This is a genomic window from Flavobacterium ammonificans (assembly GCF_020885975.1).
Lineage (GTDB): Bacteria > Bacteroidota > Bacteroidia > Flavobacteriales > Flavobacteriaceae > Flavobacterium > Flavobacterium ammonificans.
Genome location: NZ_AP025183.1, coordinates 1,630,516 through 1,648,363 on the forward strand (window position 1 = coordinate 1,630,516; position 17,848 = coordinate 1,648,363).

Annotated in this window: 18 protein-coding genes; 8 read left to right on the plus strand and 10 right to left on the minus strand. The window is 32.5% G+C overall.

The window, feature by feature from the left end; genetic code table 11:
* Nucleotides 1–17: 17 nt before the first annotated feature.
* The 4 genes from LPC23_RS07335 to panB form a co-directional block, all read right to left on the minus strand.
* Nucleotides 18–1,346: an aldehyde dehydrogenase gene (locus LPC23_RS07335; protein WP_229329208.1), complete on the minus strand. Its 1,329-nt coding sequence runs from the start codon at nt 1,344–1,346 to the stop codon at nt 18–20.
* 73 nt (nt 1,347–1,419) lie between these two features.
* Nucleotides 1,420–2,109, minus strand: a complete 690-nt coding sequence (locus LPC23_RS07340; RefSeq protein WP_229329209.1) for an RluA family pseudouridine synthase — start codon at nt 2,107–2,109, stop codon at nt 1,420–1,422.
* Nucleotides 2,110–2,134: 25 nt separating this feature from the next.
* Nucleotides 2,135–2,488 (minus strand): four helix bundle protein, encoded by a 354-nt coding sequence (locus LPC23_RS07345; protein ID WP_229329210.1) that lies wholly within the window; start codon nt 2,486–2,488, stop codon nt 2,135–2,137.
* Nucleotides 2,489–2,554: 66 nt separating this feature from the next.
* Entirely contained in the window at nt 2,555–3,373 is an 819-nt protein-coding gene (gene panB / locus LPC23_RS07350; RefSeq protein ID WP_229324186.1) for a 3-methyl-2-oxobutanoate hydroxymethyltransferase, read from the minus strand.
* Nucleotides 3,374–3,475: 102 nt separating this feature from the next.
* Here panB and LPC23_RS07355 point away from each other — a divergent pair, with 102 nt between their 5' ends.
* The 5 genes from LPC23_RS07355 to LPC23_RS07375 all read left to right on the plus strand — a co-directional run bounded on the left by LPC23_RS07355 (nt 3,476) and on the right by LPC23_RS07375 (nt 8,874).
* Entirely contained in the window at nt 3,476–3,910 is a 435-nt protein-coding gene (locus tag LPC23_RS07355; RefSeq protein WP_229329211.1) for a nuclear transport factor 2 family protein, read from the plus strand.
* A gap of 76 nt (nt 3,911–3,986) precedes the next feature.
* Nucleotides 3,987–5,090 (plus strand): sensor histidine kinase, encoded by a 1,104-nt coding sequence (locus LPC23_RS07360; RefSeq protein WP_229329212.1) that lies wholly within the window; start codon nt 3,987–3,989, stop codon nt 5,088–5,090.
* Complete coding sequence (locus LPC23_RS07365) at nt 5,083–5,769, plus strand: response regulator (RefSeq protein WP_229329214.1); 687 nt, start codon at nt 5,083–5,085, stop codon at nt 5,767–5,769. The genes LPC23_RS07360 and LPC23_RS07365 overlap by 8 nt, the downstream gene beginning before the upstream one ends.
* 104 nt (nt 5,770–5,873) lie before the next feature.
* Complete coding sequence (locus tag LPC23_RS07370; protein ID WP_229329216.1) at nt 5,874–7,808, plus strand: KUP/HAK/KT family potassium transporter; 1,935 nt, start codon at nt 5,874–5,876, stop codon at nt 7,806–7,808.
* Nucleotides 7,809–7,815: 7 nt separating this feature from the next.
* Nucleotides 7,816–8,874: an outer membrane beta-barrel protein gene (locus LPC23_RS07375; RefSeq protein WP_229329218.1), complete on the plus strand. Its 1,059-nt coding sequence runs from the start codon at nt 7,816–7,818 to the stop codon at nt 8,872–8,874.
* On the opposite strand, the gene LPC23_RS07380 is transcribed toward LPC23_RS07375, so the two are convergent.
* Nucleotides 8,871–10,298 (minus strand): L-serine ammonia-lyase, encoded by a 1,428-nt coding sequence (locus LPC23_RS07380; protein WP_229329220.1) that lies wholly within the window; start codon nt 10,296–10,298, stop codon nt 8,871–8,873. The genes LPC23_RS07375 and LPC23_RS07380 overlap by 4 nt on opposite strands.
* A 177-nt stretch (nt 10,299–10,475) precedes the next feature.
* On the opposite strand from LPC23_RS07380, the gene LPC23_RS07385 reads away from it, so the two are divergent.
* Entirely contained in the window at nt 10,476–12,926 is a 2,451-nt protein-coding gene (locus LPC23_RS07385; protein WP_229329222.1) for a M14 family zinc carboxypeptidase, read from the plus strand.
* A gap of 121 nt (nt 12,927–13,047) precedes the next feature.
* On the opposite strand, the gene LPC23_RS07390 is transcribed toward LPC23_RS07385, so the two are convergent.
* Nucleotides 13,048–13,497: a 2-dehydro-3-deoxyphosphooctonate aldolase gene (locus LPC23_RS07390; protein ID WP_229329224.1), complete on the minus strand. Its 450-nt coding sequence runs from the start codon at nt 13,495–13,497 to the stop codon at nt 13,048–13,050.
* Between the two features lie 157 nt (nt 13,498–13,654).
* Between LPC23_RS07390 and LPC23_RS07395 the strand changes: the two genes are divergently transcribed.
* Both LPC23_RS07395 and LPC23_RS07400 read left to right on the plus strand, forming a co-directional pair.
* Nucleotides 13,655–14,212: a YeeE/YedE family protein gene (locus LPC23_RS07395; RefSeq protein WP_229329226.1), complete on the plus strand. Its 558-nt coding sequence runs from the start codon at nt 13,655–13,657 to the stop codon at nt 14,210–14,212.
* Between the two features lie 2 nt (nt 14,213–14,214).
* The gene (locus tag LPC23_RS07400) at nt 14,215–14,628 is read left to right on the plus strand and encodes a DUF6691 family protein (protein ID WP_229329228.1); all 414 of its coding nucleotides are present in this window, start codon (nt 14,215–14,217) and stop codon (nt 14,626–14,628) included.
* A 48-nt stretch (nt 14,629–14,676) separates the two neighbouring features.
* On the opposite strand, the gene LPC23_RS07405 is transcribed toward LPC23_RS07400, so the two are convergent.
* The 4 genes from LPC23_RS07405 to prmA all read right to left on the minus strand — a co-directional run bounded on the left by LPC23_RS07405 (nt 14,677) and on the right by prmA (nt 17,842).
* A complete protein-coding gene (locus tag LPC23_RS07405) occupies nt 14,677–15,348 on the minus strand; it encodes a lysoplasmalogenase (protein ID WP_229329230.1) in 672 nt (223 codons plus the stop codon).
* An 11-nt stretch (nt 15,349–15,359) separates the two neighbouring features.
* Nucleotides 15,360–16,625 (minus strand): sterol desaturase family protein, encoded by a 1,266-nt coding sequence (locus tag LPC23_RS07410; RefSeq protein WP_229329232.1) that lies wholly within the window; start codon nt 16,623–16,625, stop codon nt 15,360–15,362.
* 71 nt (nt 16,626–16,696) lie between these two features.
* A complete protein-coding gene (locus LPC23_RS07415) occupies nt 16,697–16,972 on the minus strand; it encodes an ATP-dependent Clp protease adaptor ClpS (protein ID WP_229329234.1) in 276 nt (91 codons plus the stop codon).
* A gap of 36 nt (nt 16,973–17,008) precedes the next feature.
* Nucleotides 17,009–17,842, minus strand: a complete 834-nt coding sequence (prmA, locus tag LPC23_RS07420) for a 50S ribosomal protein L11 methyltransferase (RefSeq protein WP_229329236.1) — start codon at nt 17,840–17,842, stop codon at nt 17,009–17,011.
* Nucleotides 17,843–17,848: the final 6 nt, after the last annotated feature.

The following is a 17,848-nucleotide window of genomic DNA, read 5'->3' on the forward strand; positions in this document are numbered from 1 at the left end:
TAAATGATTAGTTAGTATTATAGCCAATTTAATATTTTCTTTACAGTAGCTAATTTTCCTTTGTAAGGCGCATAGCGTAAAGGTAAATCAATCCAAGTTGCTTTTTTCACTACTCCTTTATGATGCGAAAAGATATCAAAACTTAATTTACCATGATAAGCTCCAATTCCACTGTGTCCTACGCCTCCAAAAGGTAATTTTTTATTCGAAAAATGAATCATGGTGTCATTAATACAACCACCTCCAAAAGAATGTTTAGCAATTATTGTATCACAGAATTTCTTTCTCTCACTAAAAATATACAATCCTAAAGGCTTTTCGTATCGAGCAATAATACTATCAATTTCTGATTCTTCAGTATAGGTAACTATTGGAAGTATTGGTCCAAAAATTTCATCCTGCATAATCAAACTATCAAGATTATTCTCTTCAATTAGTGTAGGAGCAAGGTAGTTCGTTTCGTTATTGTATTGTCCGCCAAAAATTACTTTATCAGGTTCAATCATCTTTACTAATCGAGTCCAGTTTTTAGTATTAATGATTCGAGCAAAGTCAGGAGAAATTTCAGGGTTTTCTCCATATGCGTTTGTAATCTCTGCTTTCAAATAATTAATGAATTGTGATTTACTTTTTTGATGAACCAAAATATAATCAGGTGCAATACAAGTTTGCCCGCAATTGACGAACTTTCCCCAAACAATTCGTTTGGCAGCCAATTGTAAATTGGCAGTTTCATCAACGATACATGGGTTTTTGCCGCCTAATTCTAAAGTAACTGGAGTTAAGTTTTTTGCTGCAGCTTGGGCTACAATTTTACCAACTGCCACACTTCCAGTGAAAAAAATGTAATCCCAACGTTGTTCAAGCAATTGGGTTGCTACTTCGGCATTACCTTGGATCACTGACACATGATCTTCAGGAAAAACTTCACTAATTATCTTATGAATAATAGCTGCCGTATTGGGAGTCAATTCAGAGGGTTTTAAAACCACTTGATTCCCCGCTGCAACAGCTGCAATTACCGGACAAAGTGCTAATTGAAATGGATAATTCCAAGGTGAAATCACAAGTACTTTACCATAAGGTTCTTTATAAATGGTATCTGAGGAAGGAATATTTAATACGAAAGGAAAAACACTTTTAGGTTTAGCCCAAGTAGAGATATTTTTAATAGTGTTTTTTAAATCAGATATAACATAACTAGTTTCAGTTACGACGGTTTCAAATTCAGGTTTATTGAAATCAGCTTTTAAAGCACTAACAATTTCGTTTTCGTGAACGATTATTGTGTTCAATATGCGAGTTAAAATTTGTTTGCGGTAACCAATATCCGATTTGTAATTCATAATTAAAGCTACTTAAAATTAATATGCAATTTAATTTATAAAATTGAATTATAAACTAATTCTCTAAATAAAATTAGATAGCATTCCAAATCACATCATCTGGAGTAGGAGCTACTATAGTTATTGAATCTTTGGAAACAGGGTGAATAAAAGAAAGCTTTCTTGCATGTAAATGAATGCCTCCATCGGGATTACTTCGGTCAAATCCGTATTTTAAGTCTCCTTTAATTGGCGCACCAATAGCTGATAATTGAGCTCTAATTTGGTGATGTCTTCCCGTATGCAGTTCAATTTCTAAAGCGGTATAATTGTTGAGCTCTTTGATAATTTGATACTCTAAACTAGCCAATTTACTATCAGGAACTTCTTTAAGATGTGCTTTAGAAGTATTGTTTTTTTCGTTCCTTTTAAGATAATGAACTAACTTATCTTTAGATTTCTCAGGTTTGTTTTTGACAACTGCCCAATAGGTTTTTTGAGTTTCTCTGTTGCTGAAAAGTTCGTTCATTCGTGATAGCGCTTTGCTTGTTCGTGCAAAAACTACGATACCAGTTGTAGGCCTGTCCAAACGATGTACTACTCCTAAAAAAACTTCACCGGGTTTGTTGTATTTTTCTTTGATGTATTCTTTGACAATTTCGCTTAACGGTTTATCTCCGGTTTTATCGCCTTGCACAATATCTCCCACGCGTTTATTCACTACGATAAGATGATTGTCTTCGTGAAGCACTTGTAGGTTAGATTTATTAGAAACGATTTTCATTGAGATAATTTAGATTTTTAGAGGATTAGATTTTTAGAGTAGACCTAAATTTCGAAATCATTTTGATAATTTCCTCTAACTCATTTAATAGTGATTCCAATGATTCAAATTCTAAAAATTTTAAATCATTCGAAATTAATAATTGAGTTTCAATTTCATAGGCCGAACCAATTGCAATTTCGAGAAATCTAGACAATTCTTTGTTTGATGCTCTTGATGAACCTTCTGCAATATTGGATGGTATTGAAACAAAGGCTCTTCGCAATTGATTAGTTATTCCAAATTTTTCATTCTCTGGAAATTTGGCGGTTTCAGCATATATTTTGGAACAAAAAATTCTACTTCTTTTCCAAATCTCTAGATCTTTAAATCGATGCATAAAACCCTAATTACCTATAAATTAAAAAATCAATTTTCTTATAATCTAAGAATCTAACAATCTAAACTAATATTGCTCATTAGCATTTGGAAAATCAGATGATTTAACATCGTCTACATATTGACTTATAGCCGAAGTCATTCCTTCGTATAAATTCATATAGCGTCTCAAGAAACGCGGACTGAATTCGTTATTCATCCCTAACATATCATGGATAACTAATACTTGTCCGTCAACGCCACCACCAGCACCAATTCCGATGACAGGAATAGAAATGCTTTTGGCTACTTTTTCAGCTAAATGGGCAGGAATTTTTTCTACTACTATTGCAAAACAACCTAGGTTTTCTAACATTTTAGCGTCTTCCATTAATTGTTCAGCTTCAGCATCTTCTTTGGCACGAACAGTGTAGGTTCCAAATTTATAAATGGATTGAGGAGTCAAACCTAGATGACCCATCACCGGAATTCCGGCGTTTAATATTTTTTTGATAGAATCTTTAATTTCGCTTCCACCTTCTAATTTCACTGCGTGTCCGCCACTTTCTTTCATAATTCGAATAGCAGAACGAAGTGCTTCTTTCGAGTCTGATTGGTAGCTTCCAAAAGGCAAATCAACCACTACTAATGAACGTTCAATGGCACGAACTACAGATGAAGCATGATAAATCATTTGGTCCAAAGTAATTGGTAAGGTAGTTTCGTGTCCCGCCATAACATTGGAAGCAGAGTCTCCCACGAGAATTACATCAACTCCGGCCGAATCTACTATTTTCGCCATAGTAAAATCATAGGCAGTAAGCATTGAAATTTTTTCGCCATTGGCTTTCATTTCAATTAATGACTTTGTAGTAATTCTTTTGTAATCTTTTTTTGCGACAGACATAGTAATGTGTTTAATTGCGGTAAAGGTAATAAAATCAATTTTTTTTAGCTCTACATTGTAGAATTATTGTTTAATTTGATATTTATTTAATTATTTAGTGCTATGCAAAGAATTGTATTTGTTTTATTACTTGTATTTTCGAGTTCTTTATATTCTCAAAACGAGGAATTGAAAGACGTAATCGTTACTTTTTTTAAAGGCTTTCATGCCAAAGACTCTACAATCATCAAATCGGTTTGTGCTGAGAATATGATTTTACAATCTATTGCTGAATCTTCTAAAGGGTCTCAAATAAAAAATCTAATTCCTCAAGACTTTTATCGTTCGATTGCTACAATTCCTAGCACGATGCTTTTTGAAGAAAGAGTATTGGAATGTTCTATCCAAGTAGATGGTGCCATGGCTCACGTCTGGACACCTTACGAATTTTATGTGAACAATAAGTTGAGCCACAAAGGAGTAAATGCATTTACTTTATTCAAGGATAATGGACTATGGAAGATTGTGTATTTAATAGATACCAGGCGAAAATTTTAATAAAATCTTTATATTTTAATTAATAAATACTATTTTTTACTTATAACTGTCTCTGTAAATTTGTAAAAAAATAACAATGGATAAGTTATTCAAAAAAAAATTGTTTAGTCCTTATTTAGTTAGCTTCTTATCGGTATCGATAGTTTCAATATTATGTCTTTTTATAAGAAATTCTATTGATTATAGAATTGTTGGTTATATTCTTTTGGTTTTAGTATCTATACTTGCTATTTTTTTTAAAATAAAGCCGGTATTATTAGCAGCAGTTTTAAGTTCATTGGCGTTAGATTTTTTATTTATTAATCCATATTATACACTACATATAGATAATGCAGAAGATGCTTTTTTGCTTGTAATGTTTTTTATTATAGCATTAATCAATGCTGTTTTAACTAACAAGTTAAGAATAATGCAAAGAAAAATTCAGGAGGAAGAAACTCGAGCTAAAACATTGAAATTATATAATACTTTACTTGATTCATTGTCTCATGAGTTAAGAACACCCATAGCTGCTATACTTGGTTCTATTGATATATTACAACAAAAAGAGGTGAATTTATCAACAGAAACTCAATTTAAATTGCATAGTGAAATAGAAAAGGCAACGATGAAATTAAATTATCAAGTTGAGAATCTCTTAAACATGTCACGTTTGGAATCTGGATATATGCAACCAAAATTCGACTGGTGTGACATCACAGAAATTATTCACAATGTTTGTCATCGACTTTCAGAAGAAACAAGCGAACATAGAATTAAGTTTTTTATTGAGGATAACTTACCTCTTTTCAAACTAGATTATGGTTTGTTTGAACAAGTTATTTATAATTTGGTTTATAATTGTTCGCAGCATACACCTAAAGGAGCAACAATAGAAATTCAAGTTAAATATGATGTTGATATAGATTCACATATTTATTTAATTAAAAAATGTCTCATCACAATTTCAGATGATGGTTATGGCTTTCCTGTAGATGAAATTGACAGAGCTTTTGATAAGTTCTATAGATTTAAAAACTCAAAAACAGGTGGGACAGGTTTAGGCTTATCTATCGTTAAAGGATTTGTAGAGGCTCAAAACGGAACAATAAATTTGACAAACAATGAAAATGGAGGAGCAACTTTTAAGTTGAGTTTTAATGTAGATTGTTTGCCAATTAATTCTTTAAAAAATGAATAACAAATATTCCATATTAGTTATTGATGATGAAATCCAAATAAGAAAATTATTAGAAATTTCATTAGAAGCTAATGCTTATAAAGTAAATTTTGCGGTCAACGGGAAAGAAGGTATTACAATGGCGGCAAGTCATCAACCTGATTTGATCCTTTTAGATTTAGGTTTGCCTGATGAAAACGGACAAGATATTTTGGTCAAATTACGCGAATGGTTTCAAAATCCGATAATCATTTTGTCAGTAAAAAGTGCCGAAGAAGAAATTGTAAATGCTTTAGATAATGGCGCCAATGATTATTTAACTAAACCTTTTAGAACACAAGAATTATTAGCTAGAATGCGTACTGCTTTGCGCAAAAATAGTGTTCAAAATATTGAACCAATCACTTCATTTGGGAATGTTTCTATCGATTTATTTTCAAGGATAGTTAAAGTTAAAAATGAAATAGTAAAACTAACAGCAACGGAATTTGCCCTACTCATTTTGTTATTTAAAAATGATGGTAGAGTTTTAACCCATCAATACATTCTTAAAGAAATTTGGGGACAAAGTTATTCTGATCAAACTCAATATTTACGAGTATTTGTGGCTCAATTGCGGAAAAAAATAGAAGAAGATCCAAACCGACCAAAATATATCATTACCGAATCAGGTGTTGGTTATAGATTTAATACTAGTTAATTATACTCCAAGAATTTAAAGTTAAGAATTGAAAGTTGCAAGTAGAAACATAGCAATTCGGGATTCGTACGTCTTATTTTAAATACCTTTTAAACTTAAAAAAAATGAATATATCAGTAAAACAAAAAGTGACAGCCGCTACATTATTGGTAGCATTAGGAATAATTTATGGTGATATTGGAACATCGCCTTTGTATGTAATGAAAGCCATAATTGGTGATAGACCAATTAACGAGTTGTTAGTTTATGGCGCGATTTCGTGTGTGTTCTGGACATTAACTTTTCAAACTACTTTTAAGTATATTTTACTCACACTTTCAGCCGATAACCATGGCGAAGGTGGTGTTTTCTCGCTCTATGCTTTAGTAAAACGTTTTGGAAAAGGAAAATTAGTAATTCCAACTATTCTGGGCGCAACATGTTTACTTGCTGACGGAATAATAACGCCACCTATTTCTGTGGCATCAGCTGTTGAAGGTTTAGAAGCAATAGTACCCAATTTGCCTACGATTCCAATTGTAATTACCATTTTATCAGGAATTTTTATCTTTCAGCGCTTTGGTACTCAAAAAGTGGGAAGCGTTTTTGGACCAATAATGATAATTTGGTTTACCATGTTATTAGTTTTGGGTTTTTCTCAAATTGTTCAGCATGTTGAAATAGTAAAAGCATTAAATCCTATTTATGGTTATGAATTACTAACTCAATATCCAAATGGTTTTTGGCTTTTGGGAGCCGTTTTTTTGTGTACAACAGGAGCAGAAGCCTTATATTCTGATTTAGGTCATTGTGGAAAAACAAACATAAGAATCACTTGGGTTTTTGTAAAAATAGCCTTGGTTATTAACTATTTAGGACAGGGTGCGTGGTTGATGAGTCAAGGAAATGAATATTTAAATGGTCAGAATCCATTTTATGCAATTATGCCACAATGGTTTTTAATTATTGGTATTATTATAGCAACTTTAGCAACTATAATTGCTTCTCAAGCCTTGATTAGTGGTTCGTTTACCCTAATAAATGAAGCTATTTCGCTTAATTTTTGGCCAAGAGTTGCCTTGAAAAACCCAACAAATTTGAAAGGTCAAATATATATACCTTCAGTAAATACAATTTTATGGATAGGTTGTGTATTGATGATTTTATATTTTAAAAGCTCATCAAATATGGAAGCAGCATATGGTTTTTCGATTACTGTTGCAATGTTAATGACAACAGTTTTGTTATCCTATTATTTAGTTTTTATAAAGAAAGTTAAAATGACATGGGTTGCAATAGTACTTGTAATTTTTTCAATTATAGAAATCTCTTTTTTTATTGCTAACGTGGTTAAAATCAAAGAACGTTGGATGTTTTTATTTTTCGAATTATTCATATTTATGGTGATGTATGTATGGTATTATTCCAGAAAAATTAATAATAAGTTTTTGAAGTTTACCAATTTAAAAGAACAAACCATTTTATTGAATGAATTGAGTCAAGACGATGATATTCCAAAATATGCAACCCATTTAATATATTTATCTAAAGCCGATAAAACCTATGAAATTGAAGAAAAAATCATTAAATCAATCTTTGCTAAGAAACCTAAGAGAGCTGATGTTTATTGGTTTTTACACATAAATAGAGTAAATGAACCCTTTACTCTGAATTATGAAGTTGAAGAATTATTAGATGATAAAGTAATCAAAGTTATATTGAATGTTGGATTTAGAATTCAGCCGAAAGTAGAATTATATTTCAAAAAGATAGTCCAAGAATTGGTGGAAAGAAAGGAATTGAATCTTCATATTCGACCTGATGGATCAACTAAATATAATAATGAACCTGATTTTAAGTTTGTTATAATTGAAAAATTCATTTCAGTTGAAAATGAGTTCGCATTTAAGGAAGGTTGGATGCTTACTTCCTATTTTTGGTTAAAAAAATTATCTTTATCCGATGAAAAAGCATTTGGGTTGGATAAAAGCGACATTAAAATTGAAGAATATCCAATGGTCTATTCTCCAGCAATCAAAATTGAATTAAACAGAAAATAAATTTTAGATGAAAAAAGTATTTACTATTTGTTTGACATTGTCTTTTATAAATTTATTTTCTCAAGACAATAAGAAATTAACAATTACTTTATCAGGGTTTGTAGAAACCTACTATGCTTATGATTTTAATTCTAGTGGTCCTGAATCAAAATTGCCGTTTATGTACAATTACAATAGGCATAACGAAGTTAATCTGAATCTTGGATTGCTTCGTGCTAAAGTAGATTACGATAATACTTATGCCAGTATTGCTTTTCATTCTGGAACCTATGTAGATGATAATTATGCTAATGAAAAAATGAAATACATCAACGAAGCCTTCGTAGGCTTGTATTTAGATAATCTTAAAAAACAATCAATTGAGGTAGGAATAATGCCAAGTTATATTGGATTTGAGTCTGCAGCTTCTGCCACCAACTTGACACTTACACGATCTATTTTAGCCGAAAATTCTCCTTATTTTATGACTGGTATAAAGTACAATAATACGCTTAGTGAGCGATTAAAATTTTCAATTTTTATAACTAACGGATGGCAAAGAATTAGTCGTGCTGATAGTAAACAGACTCCTTCAATAGGTACTCAATTGGTATATACTACAACAAATAACTCTTTGTTCAATTGGAGTACATTTGTAGGAGAAGAATTTAATGGGATTGATTTTTCCGCTCGCTATTTTAGTAATTTGTATTGGGATAAAAAATGGGATTCGCGATGGCGAACTATTGTAGGGTTTGATTTTGGTTTGCAAAATAAAAGTCAACCCGGTAATTCAACACAGATGTGGTATAGCCCAGTTGTAATTTCTCAATATACCATTAGCCCGAAATGGCAAACCGCAATAAGAGCAGAGTATTATCAAGACAAACACAATGTACTCATCGCCACTTTAGATGAATTTAAAACTGTTGGTTTTTCAATGAACTTGGATTATCTATTGAATGACAAAACTAAATTTAGAACCGAATTACGTCATTTTAGTAGTGAAAACAATTTGTTTACTACCAGTACAATGAACACTACATCCAATTTATTTTTTACCTCCAGCTTGTGTTTCGAATTCTAACAATCCGACATATTTACAGCTACTGCTAATCCTCCTTGGGAAGTCTCTTTGTATTTAGAATTCATGTCCTTGGCAGTTTGCCACATGGTATCTACTACTTTATCTAGAGGAACTTTTACATTCTTTGGATCAGTAGCCAATGCTAATTCGGCAGCATTAATCGCTTTAATTGCACCCATTGTATTTCTCTCAATACACGGAATTTGTACCAAGCCTTCTATTGGATCACAAGTTAATCCCAAATGGTGTTCCATCGCAATTTCAGCTGCGATTAAAACCTGGCTCGGGGTTCCGCCCATGAGTTCGCACAAAGCTGCCGCAGCCATAGCGGATGACACGCCAATTTCTGCTTGACAACCACCCATAGCAGCTGATATAGTGGCACCTTGTTTAAAAATACTGCCAATTTCTCCAGCAACTAATAAAAATTGTTTGACTTCTTTTTCTCCTGCATGGTGGTTTTCAATCACCATATAATACATCAGAACAGCAGGAATAACACCTGCACTTCCATTTGTTGGTGCAGTTACCACTCGGCCCAATGAAGCGTTTACTTCGTTTACAGCTAATGCAAAACAGCTCACCCATTTTAAGATTTGGCGGAATTTCACTTCTGTTTTTCTGATTTGTTCTAACCAAGTTTGTGGCGAATCATAGTTCGATAGTCCAATCAAATCTTGGTGCATATCAAAAGCTCTTCTTCGAACATTGAGTCCGCCTGGTAAAACGCCTTCAGAATGACAACCTAAATACATGCATTCTAGCATTGTGTTCCATATACGTAGCAGTTCATCATGAATTTCATTTTCAGAACGCATTGATTTTTCATTTTCATAAACGATTTCTGAAATTGATTTTTCTTCTGATGTAGCAAACTGTAGTAAGTCGGCTGCATTATTTATAATATAAGGAAAAGCACATTTGATGGCTTGTTTCTTTTTCGCATTCACTCGTTCTTCAACGACAACAAAACCTCCTCCAATAGAATAGTAGGTGGTTTCATAATGATCATTTTCGTTGAAAAAAGCGGAAAATTTAATACCGTTAGAATGAAAAGGAAGAAAGTTTTTGTTGAAAACAATTGCAGTTTTTGGATCAAATTCAATTGTATTTTCTCCACCTAAATTAATTGTTTTCTCTTTTATAATTTGATCTGTAATTCCTTTGATGTCTTCAACTGGAATTGTTTCTGGATTTTGATTACTAAGTCCTAGCATTACTGCTAAATCAGTTGCGTGTCCTTTGCCTGTAAGCGAAAGCGAACCGTATAAATCTACTCGTATGGATGTAACTTGAATTAGTCTATTTTCTTTTCGAAGTTCTGCTAAAAAACGTTCAGCAGCTCTCCACGGACCTAAAGTGTGGGAGCTCGATGGTCCAACACCGATTTTCAACATATCGAAAACAGAAATACATTCTTCCATAAAATTAAACTTTTCTCAAAATTATAAAAATAATTAGAAATATTTTGATAATTAATTTGATTTAACAATGATATTTTTAATTAATCGTAATTATTGTGTTTCAAATTTTAACTTTTGTGTGTATATATTCTAAATATATCTACATTTGATATTCTATAAATTAGTTTTACTATTCCTATGAAAAAATCTATTTTTTTGATTTCTTTTTTGTTTTTGTATGGTTTATACACACAAGCTCAAATTAAATCTCCTTCTGAATTTTTGCCTAATTATGGCAAACAAATTACATTTCACCATCAAGCTGAAGCCTACTTTAGTCATTTAGTTAAAGAGTCATCGTTGATTAAACACCAGGTCTATGGTCAAACCAATGAAGAGCGAAACCTGAATGTTTATTTTGTTTCCACTCCTGAAAACTTGGCTAATTTGGATCAAATTAGGAATAACAATTTGAGCGCTATTGGCCTTTCTAATCAACAAAATCAGAAAATTGGCGATAAGCTGATTGTTTGGATTAGTTTTAGTGTGCATGGAAATGAATATGCTGGAATGGAAAGTGCTATGACTGTGGCTTATGAATTATTAAATCCTTCAAATAAAGAAACCAAAGAATGGTTAAAAAATACAATTGTAATTTTAGATCCTTGTGAAAATCCTGATGGTCAATCTCGTTATGCTAATTGGTTACGTGAAATTTCAGGAAAGAAAACCCATCCAGGTTTGTCTGATAGAGAACATATGGAAGTTTGGCCAGGCGGAAGATACAATCATTATGTATTTGATTTGAATAGAGACTGGGCATGGCAAACACAAGTTGAATCTCAAAAGCGTATTGCGTTATACAACCAATGGATGCCACAAGTTCACGCAGATATTCACGAAATGGGGTATGAATCTCCGTATTTTTTTCCACCATCTGCGGAGCCGTTGCATGAATTTATTGACCAATACCAAAAAGACTTTCATTTTTCTCTTGGAAAAAATATCGCAGCTAAGTTTGATAAAGAAAATTGGCTATACAACACGCGTGAACGTTTTGATTTGTTTTATCCAAGTTATGGAGATACATATCCAACCTATAATGGAGCGGTTGGTATGACTTTGGAGCAAGGTGGGATTGGAGCTGGTCGCGAAATTAAATTGGCTAACGGAACTCATTTAACTACTAAAGACCGATTAACTCATCATGCAAAAGCAGTTTTGACCATAATTGAAACAGCATCGAATCAGTCGGATCAATTGTTAAAAGGTTTTAGAGGTTTTATGACTAATTCCAGAAAAAAAGCCAAAGGAGTATATGCCACTTATGTGATGAAGAACAATCCGAAGTCGGAACAATTAGTTGAATTATTAAAGAAAAATGGAATTGAATATTCGTACGCCAATGCTAGTCAAAAAACCATTGGATACAATTATAAAACCAAAAAAGACAATACATTTTCTATCGAGCCAAATGATTTAATCATCAAGGCAGATCAACCAAGAGGTGTAATGACCCAAGTTTTATTTGAACCCAACCAAAAATTGAATGATAGTTTGTCTTATGATATCACGGCTTGGGATTTGCCATTGGCTTATGGATTAGAAGGATATGCGTTAAAAAATAGTGTGGCTTTAAGCACCAAAGCTGCGATTGAGAAAAAGCAATTAAATGCACCAGAAAAAGTATACGCCTTTCATATTCCTTGGAATAATAGAACTTCCGCAAAGATAGTTTCTCAATTGCTTCAAAACGGAATAAAAGTGAGAACAGCAGCACAGAAAGCCGTTTTCGGAGATGTTATTGTTGAGTCTGGCGGATTGATTGTTAGTAAAGGGGACAATCCAACCATAACTAACTTTGAAAAAACTGTTGGTGATTTAATTCAATCAAAAGCGGATTATAATTACTTAACTTCAGGTTTTTCAGTGAATGCACGTGATTTAGGTGGAGAAAACTTCTCTTTAATTAAGATGCCAAAAATTCTTTTGTTATCAGGAAAAGGAGTAAATCCAACAGAGTTTGGAGCGGTTTGGCATTATTTAGATGAAGTTATTCAATATCCAACGAGTATTGTAGATGTAAGTAATTTAGGAAGAATAGATTGGTCAGAATACAATACGTTAATTCTGGCGGATGGGAATTATAACTTCTCTGAAGATTTTAGCAAGCAATTAGAAAATTGGATTGCAAAAGGAGGAAAGGTAATTGCAATGAATGAGGCATTGAGCCAATTTGAGAAAACAGAAAGTTATGCTTTACGTGAGTTTGCTTCGGATGAAGAGAAAACAAAATCTGAAAATGCTGCTAAAGAAAAAGAACTTAAGAGTCGTTTGCTAGATTACCACAATCATGAAAGAAGATTAATATCATCTTCTATTCCAGGTGCAATTATCGAAAATTCCATAGATGCTTCTCATCCATTGGCATTTGGATTAGGTTCCAATTATTTTAGTTTAAAAACGGATGCAAGAAAATATTCCTTATTGACGAATGCCTCTAATGTGATTTATGTTCCTAAAAATTACAGAAGTTATGGTTTTATTGGACATGAATTGAAGAAGCAATTAGCTGAAACGGTTACGTTTGCAGTAGAGAAAAAGAACAAAGGAACTTTGATTTATATGATAGACAATCCTTATGTTTAGAGGATTTTGGGAAAATGGAATCCTACTTTTTAGTAATGCTTTGTTTCAAGTACAGTAAAGCATTTGTAATGAATAAAAAAGAGCACCAAATTGGTGCTCTTTTTGTTTTGATATAATTCCATTATTTATTTCTAAGCCTTAGTCCTAGGGGTACCTTTACAATTCCTTTTTCGTAAATGTTAATATACAATACAATTGGTTTCGTTTGCCCTTCCCATTTTAGTTCGTAAACATCTAAGAAACCAGCACCCATATCACTTCTTTTGGTAGGGAAGGGACAGCAACTTTCCAGTTTAGTGTAGGTTATTTTTTCTCCTCTTGGCCCCGCCAAAGCATTTAAAAAACGCTCTTGGTTGGCATCGGTAGCGCTAGTTTTATAAAAAATATTGATAGGGTAATCTTTGTCGTATCCGTATTTTTTATCCGTACTGAATTCTCGTATTTCAAATGTATTGTCTTTATTTACTACTAGGTCAGGAGCTGAATCATCGACATTTTTTAAGGTAGATCGAGTGCTTATGCAGGAACTTAGTAGAATTGAAATACTTAAAATAGATATAATTTTTTTCATAATTGATAAAGTTTTAAATGCCAAAACTGTTTACAAAACTCCAACAAATATAAATAGAACTTTGTAGGCTTGTTAAAAATAACAATAATTATGCCCAAATTAATTGTTTTTATTGCCAATAAGAATTCTTATTTTTACAGAAATTAATTAAATAATTATGAATGTATTTTTTCAAACTTGGCCTTGGTATGTTTCAGGTTTTCTAATTGGTTTGATTATGTTAAGTTTGATTTTTTTCGGAAAACAATTCGGTATGTCATCCAATCTAGAAACACTTTGTTCCATGTCAGGATTAGGTAAAAAAGTTTCTTATTTCAATTTTGATTGGAAAACCAATAAATGGAATTTGATGGTAGTTTTAGGCGCTATGCTTGGCGGATTTGTTGCCGTTAACTTTATGAGTGATCCAACTAATGTTACGATAAATCCAGCTACGGTTTATCAATTGTCTACACTTGGAATTGATGCTCCTGATGGAAAGTTAGCACCCGATGCTCTTTTTGGAAATCAAATATTTGAATCACCTAAAAGTATTTTCATTTTATTAATTGGTGGAATTTTAATTGGTTTCGGAACGCGCTATGCTGGAGGCTGTACTTCTGGACATGCTATTTCAGGATTGAGTAATTTACAACTTCCTTCATTGAAAGCCGTGATTGGGTTTTTTATTGGCGGATTGATTATGGCGCATTTCATTTTACCTTTAATTTTTTGATTATGAAATACTTTAAATTTTTACTTGTAGGTTTTGTTTTCGGAATTGTTTTAACCAAATCAGAGGCGGTATCATGGTACCGTATTTATGAAATGTTCCAATTTCAATCATTTCATATGTATGGAATTATTTCAGTTGCCATTGCAACAGGAATTATTGGCATTCAACTTATTAAAAGGAATAATATAAAAGCATTAGATGGTTCTGCCATTGTAATTAAGGATAAAGACAACAGCACCGCTCGATATATTTTTGGTGGTATCTTTTTTGGATTAGGTTGGGGATTAGTAGGTTCTTGTCCAGGACCGATCTTTATTTTATTAGGAGCTGGATTTCTACCTGTAATTGTAGTATTTATAGGTGCTTTGATTGGAACTACTTTGTATGGAATTTTGAAGAAAAAATTACCGCACTAAATAACAATCCATTTACTATTGAGTAGCATTTTCTTGAATTAGAAAATGCTATTTTTTTTGGTTTAAATTTAAAATTCCCCAAACAATACCATATTGAGCAGCCAAATAAGTAACCATAATTAAAAAGGAAGCAAATGGAATGGCTTGGTAAAATTTGTTAAATGCTAAAATACTATCAGAAGCAATAAATAGAATTGCACCAATTAATACGGATTGATAGGGTATTTTAGCCCATTGATAACTTCCTTTTAATGCAAAATACAACATACTGCTAATTACAACAGCATACACTATAACAGGCAAAGTAAGCGGTCCTAACTTCGGACCTAATGTAGTTATCATTCCAAAGAAATAAAGTAAAATAAGTCCTATTCCGGCTCCAAAACTAATTTTGTTAGAAATGGATGTAGTTACCGCTTGTTGGTTAAAAAGCACGATATAAAATACATGAGAAATCAAGAATGCTACTAAACCAATTATAAAATAGAGTTCGCCTTGATTAGCAAATAATAAAACAATATCACCAATCCATGAAAAAGTCAACGCAATTAAAAGAGTAGACTTAGTTTTGAACTTTTCTGATACATATACCGCAATTAGTAAAAAGGGAAGTAAAAAGGGTTTCATTAAACGTGCCATTTCTTCTTGCTCTAGTGCAGTTATAGCCAAATAGAGGAAACTAAATCCTAAATAAATAAATAGTACAGTTTTATTTTTCATGTTTCAAATAGTTATGCTATCGCTAATTTTTCTGACTTGAAATCGGTACTTACAAAATACAAAGTTCCAAAAAAGGAAAGACTAATGAATGCCATTACTAAATAGGTTCCGTATGGAATGAGTTGATCAATTTGAAACCAATCTCCTAACGCAACAACTACACCTATACCATAAGTAAAACGAATGGTTTCCCATAGCATGGCATATTTATTTGTATCCATTAATTCGGTATAACTATACACACTGATAAAGATGAAAAAAGCATAGATAAAAATATTTTCTAAGCTTAGATTAGCAATTGAAAGATATAGAATACTCACTAATCCTAAGGTTAGAAATAGTTGAAATAAAGACCAATACATTAATAGCTTTGAATGTTGCGAACCGTATTTTGTAAATTGATATACATTAGTGATTTTAATTACCGGATATTTTTCTTCAAAATTAGCCGGACGCCAACCAGTTGGTTGAAACCAAATAGTCAGTTTGTCTTTCCAATTCTCAGCGCGCCAAGCATCCGAAATTAATAACCAAAGATGTTGAAAGTTAATACGGAATGGGTTCCAAGTTTGAGCGGGTCTTGTGATTCCAAAAACAGCTGGTACATCGTCTAACTCTTCTTGGAATGTTCCGAATAGTTTATCCCAAAAAATGAAAATCTGTCCGTGATTTTTATCCATGTATTCTGGATTTATGGCATGATGAACACGATGGTGTGATGGTGTCACAATTATTTTTTCTAAAATCCCCATTTTCTTAATGTGTTTGGTATGGTACCAAAACTGTAAAAACAAATGAATAGGCAAAGTAATAGCAATCACTTTGGCAGGAACTCCTACGATAGCTGCTGGTAATAAAAGGAAAGTAAAAAGATTGACAAAACTTGAAATGCTTTGGCGTAAAGCACAAGATAGATTAAACTCTTCACTGCTGTGGTGAATAGCGTGTTTGTTCCATAAGAAATTGATTTGATGCGATAAACGGTGCGACCAATAGCCATAAAAATCAATTACAATAAACGCAATTAATATAGAAACAATTGAAACCTCTTGTTGGAATAATGCTAAATGAATTGACATCCATTCATAAGATAGTAAAGTAATGCTTAATCCCAATACATCTTTTAATGAATTTACCATACCGGAACTAATGCTTGATACGGAATCCATTAAGGGAGCTGTATCTTCTCCTTTGTAATATCCATACAATTTTTCAATGATAATCAATACCAAAAATATCGGCATTGCGTAAACTAAAATAGCAGCATATTCTTTCATACAAGTCAATTATTTTATCAAATATAAAATAAAACCGCTTGTTTTTTTAATAAAGGAAAAAAAATATAAGCTTAGATGATTTCGGCACTAAGCCCTGCTGCCAATAATTGAATGCATTGTGGCTTTAGTTTATCATAGATATCTGTCTTGACTGTACATTTACCGTTGTAATGAATAATTAGCGAACATTGTTCGGCTTGTTCTGGAGTATGATCACATACGCGTACCAAGGTTTCAATTACGTGATCAAAAGTATTGACATCGTCATTGTACACTACAATTTCATTATTGGCAGGTGTCGTTTCTTGGGTACGAACTCGTTCTCTTACTTTTTCTTTAGTACTCATTTGAGGGTAGGTTTTTGTACTTTGGTAATTACAATACTAATTTACATATTTTAACGAAACCCAATTGTTTCTTTGGAATTTTTTGACAAAAGTTAAGCCTTTTTCGGTACATGAATCATCAATAAACGGAATGTCTTCTTCGTAGAAACCACTAAACAAAATAGTTCCCCCAGGATTCAAACAATCGACATACGATTGCATATCGTTTAATAAGATATTACGGTTGATATTAGCTATGATCAAGTCGTATTTTTTGTCTTTTAGTAAAGCAGCGTCACCTTCATAAACACTAATGTGTTGGCAATGGTTACGTTCGGCATTTTCAATTGAATTTAAATAACACCAATTGTCAATGTCAATAGCATCAATCGGTTGAGCGCCTTTCATTTCAGCTAAAATAGCTAAGATTGCAGTTCCACATCCCATGTCTAAGGTTTTTAAGCCTTTCATATCCATTTCTAGCAAATGCTGAATCATCATGTGAGTAGTTTCGTGATGTCCTGTTCCAAAACTCATTTTTGGTTCAATAACAATATCAAACTCAGCGTCTGTTTTTGGGTGGAAAGGAGCGCGAACATGGCATTTTCCATCCACTTCAATAGGTTCAAAATTTTTCTCCCACTCTTCATTCCAATTGACTTGTTCAATTTCCTCAAAGGTATAGTCGATTTTGAACTCCTCTGATTGAAGAATGTAAACATCATCAAGAATAGTTTCGTCCCATAAGTCTTTTTGCACAAAAGCATCAATGCCTGTTTCAGTTTCAGTGAAACTTTCAAATGCTTTTTCTCCTAATTCGGCAATTAGAATTTCTGAACCTAGTTCTTTTGGTTCAATAGTAAAATGGTATCCGATATAACTATTTGACATGTTTTA

Excerpts from the sequence above, each read along its gene's own strand:
- LPC23_RS07335 (WP_229329208.1), bottom strand. The coding sequence starts at position 1,346 with ATGAATTACAAATCGGATATTGGTTACCGCAAACAAATTTTAACTCGC.
- LPC23_RS07340 (WP_229329209.1), bottom strand. The coding sequence starts at position 2,109 with ATGAAAATCGTTTCTAATAAATCTAACCTACAAGTGCTTCACGAAGAC.
- LPC23_RS07345 (WP_229329210.1), bottom strand. The coding sequence starts at position 2,488 with ATGCATCGATTTAAAGATCTAGAGATTTGGAAAAGAAGTAGAATTTTT.
- panB (WP_229324186.1), bottom strand. The coding sequence starts at position 3,373 with ATGTCTGTCGCAAAAAAAGATTACAAAAGAATTACTACAAAGTCATTA.
- LPC23_RS07355 (WP_229329211.1), top strand. The coding sequence starts at position 3,476 with ATGCAAAGAATTGTATTTGTTTTATTACTTGTATTTTCGAGTTCTTTA.
- LPC23_RS07360 (WP_229329212.1), top strand. The coding sequence starts at position 3,987 with ATGGATAAGTTATTCAAAAAAAAATTGTTTAGTCCTTATTTAGTTAGC.
- LPC23_RS07365 (WP_229329214.1), top strand. The coding sequence starts at position 5,083 with ATGAATAACAAATATTCCATATTAGTTATTGATGATGAAATCCAAATA.
- LPC23_RS07370 (WP_229329216.1), top strand. The coding sequence starts at position 5,874 with ATGAATATATCAGTAAAACAAAAAGTGACAGCCGCTACATTATTGGTA.
- LPC23_RS07375 (WP_229329218.1), top strand. The coding sequence starts at position 7,816 with ATGAAAAAAGTATTTACTATTTGTTTGACATTGTCTTTTATAAATTTA.
- LPC23_RS07380 (WP_229329220.1), bottom strand. The coding sequence starts at position 10,298 with ATGGAAGAATGTATTTCTGTTTTCGATATGTTGAAAATCGGTGTTGGA.
- LPC23_RS07385 (WP_229329222.1), top strand. The coding sequence starts at position 10,476 with ATGAAAAAATCTATTTTTTTGATTTCTTTTTTGTTTTTGTATGGTTTA.
- LPC23_RS07390 (WP_229329224.1), bottom strand. The coding sequence starts at position 13,497 with ATGAAAAAAATTATATCTATTTTAAGTATTTCAATTCTACTAAGTTCC.
- LPC23_RS07395 (WP_229329226.1), top strand. The coding sequence starts at position 13,655 with ATGAATGTATTTTTTCAAACTTGGCCTTGGTATGTTTCAGGTTTTCTA.
- LPC23_RS07400 (WP_229329228.1), top strand. The coding sequence starts at position 14,215 with ATGAAATACTTTAAATTTTTACTTGTAGGTTTTGTTTTCGGAATTGTT.
- LPC23_RS07405 (WP_229329230.1), bottom strand. The coding sequence starts at position 15,348 with ATGAAAAATAAAACTGTACTATTTATTTATTTAGGATTTAGTTTCCTC.
- LPC23_RS07410 (WP_229329232.1), bottom strand. The coding sequence starts at position 16,625 with ATGAAAGAATATGCTGCTATTTTAGTTTACGCAATGCCGATATTTTTG.
- LPC23_RS07415 (WP_229329234.1), bottom strand. The coding sequence starts at position 16,972 with ATGAGTACTAAAGAAAAAGTAAGAGAACGAGTTCGTACCCAAGAAACG.
- prmA (WP_229329236.1), bottom strand. The coding sequence starts at position 17,842 with ATGTCAAATAGTTATATCGGATACCATTTTACTATTGAACCAAAAGAA.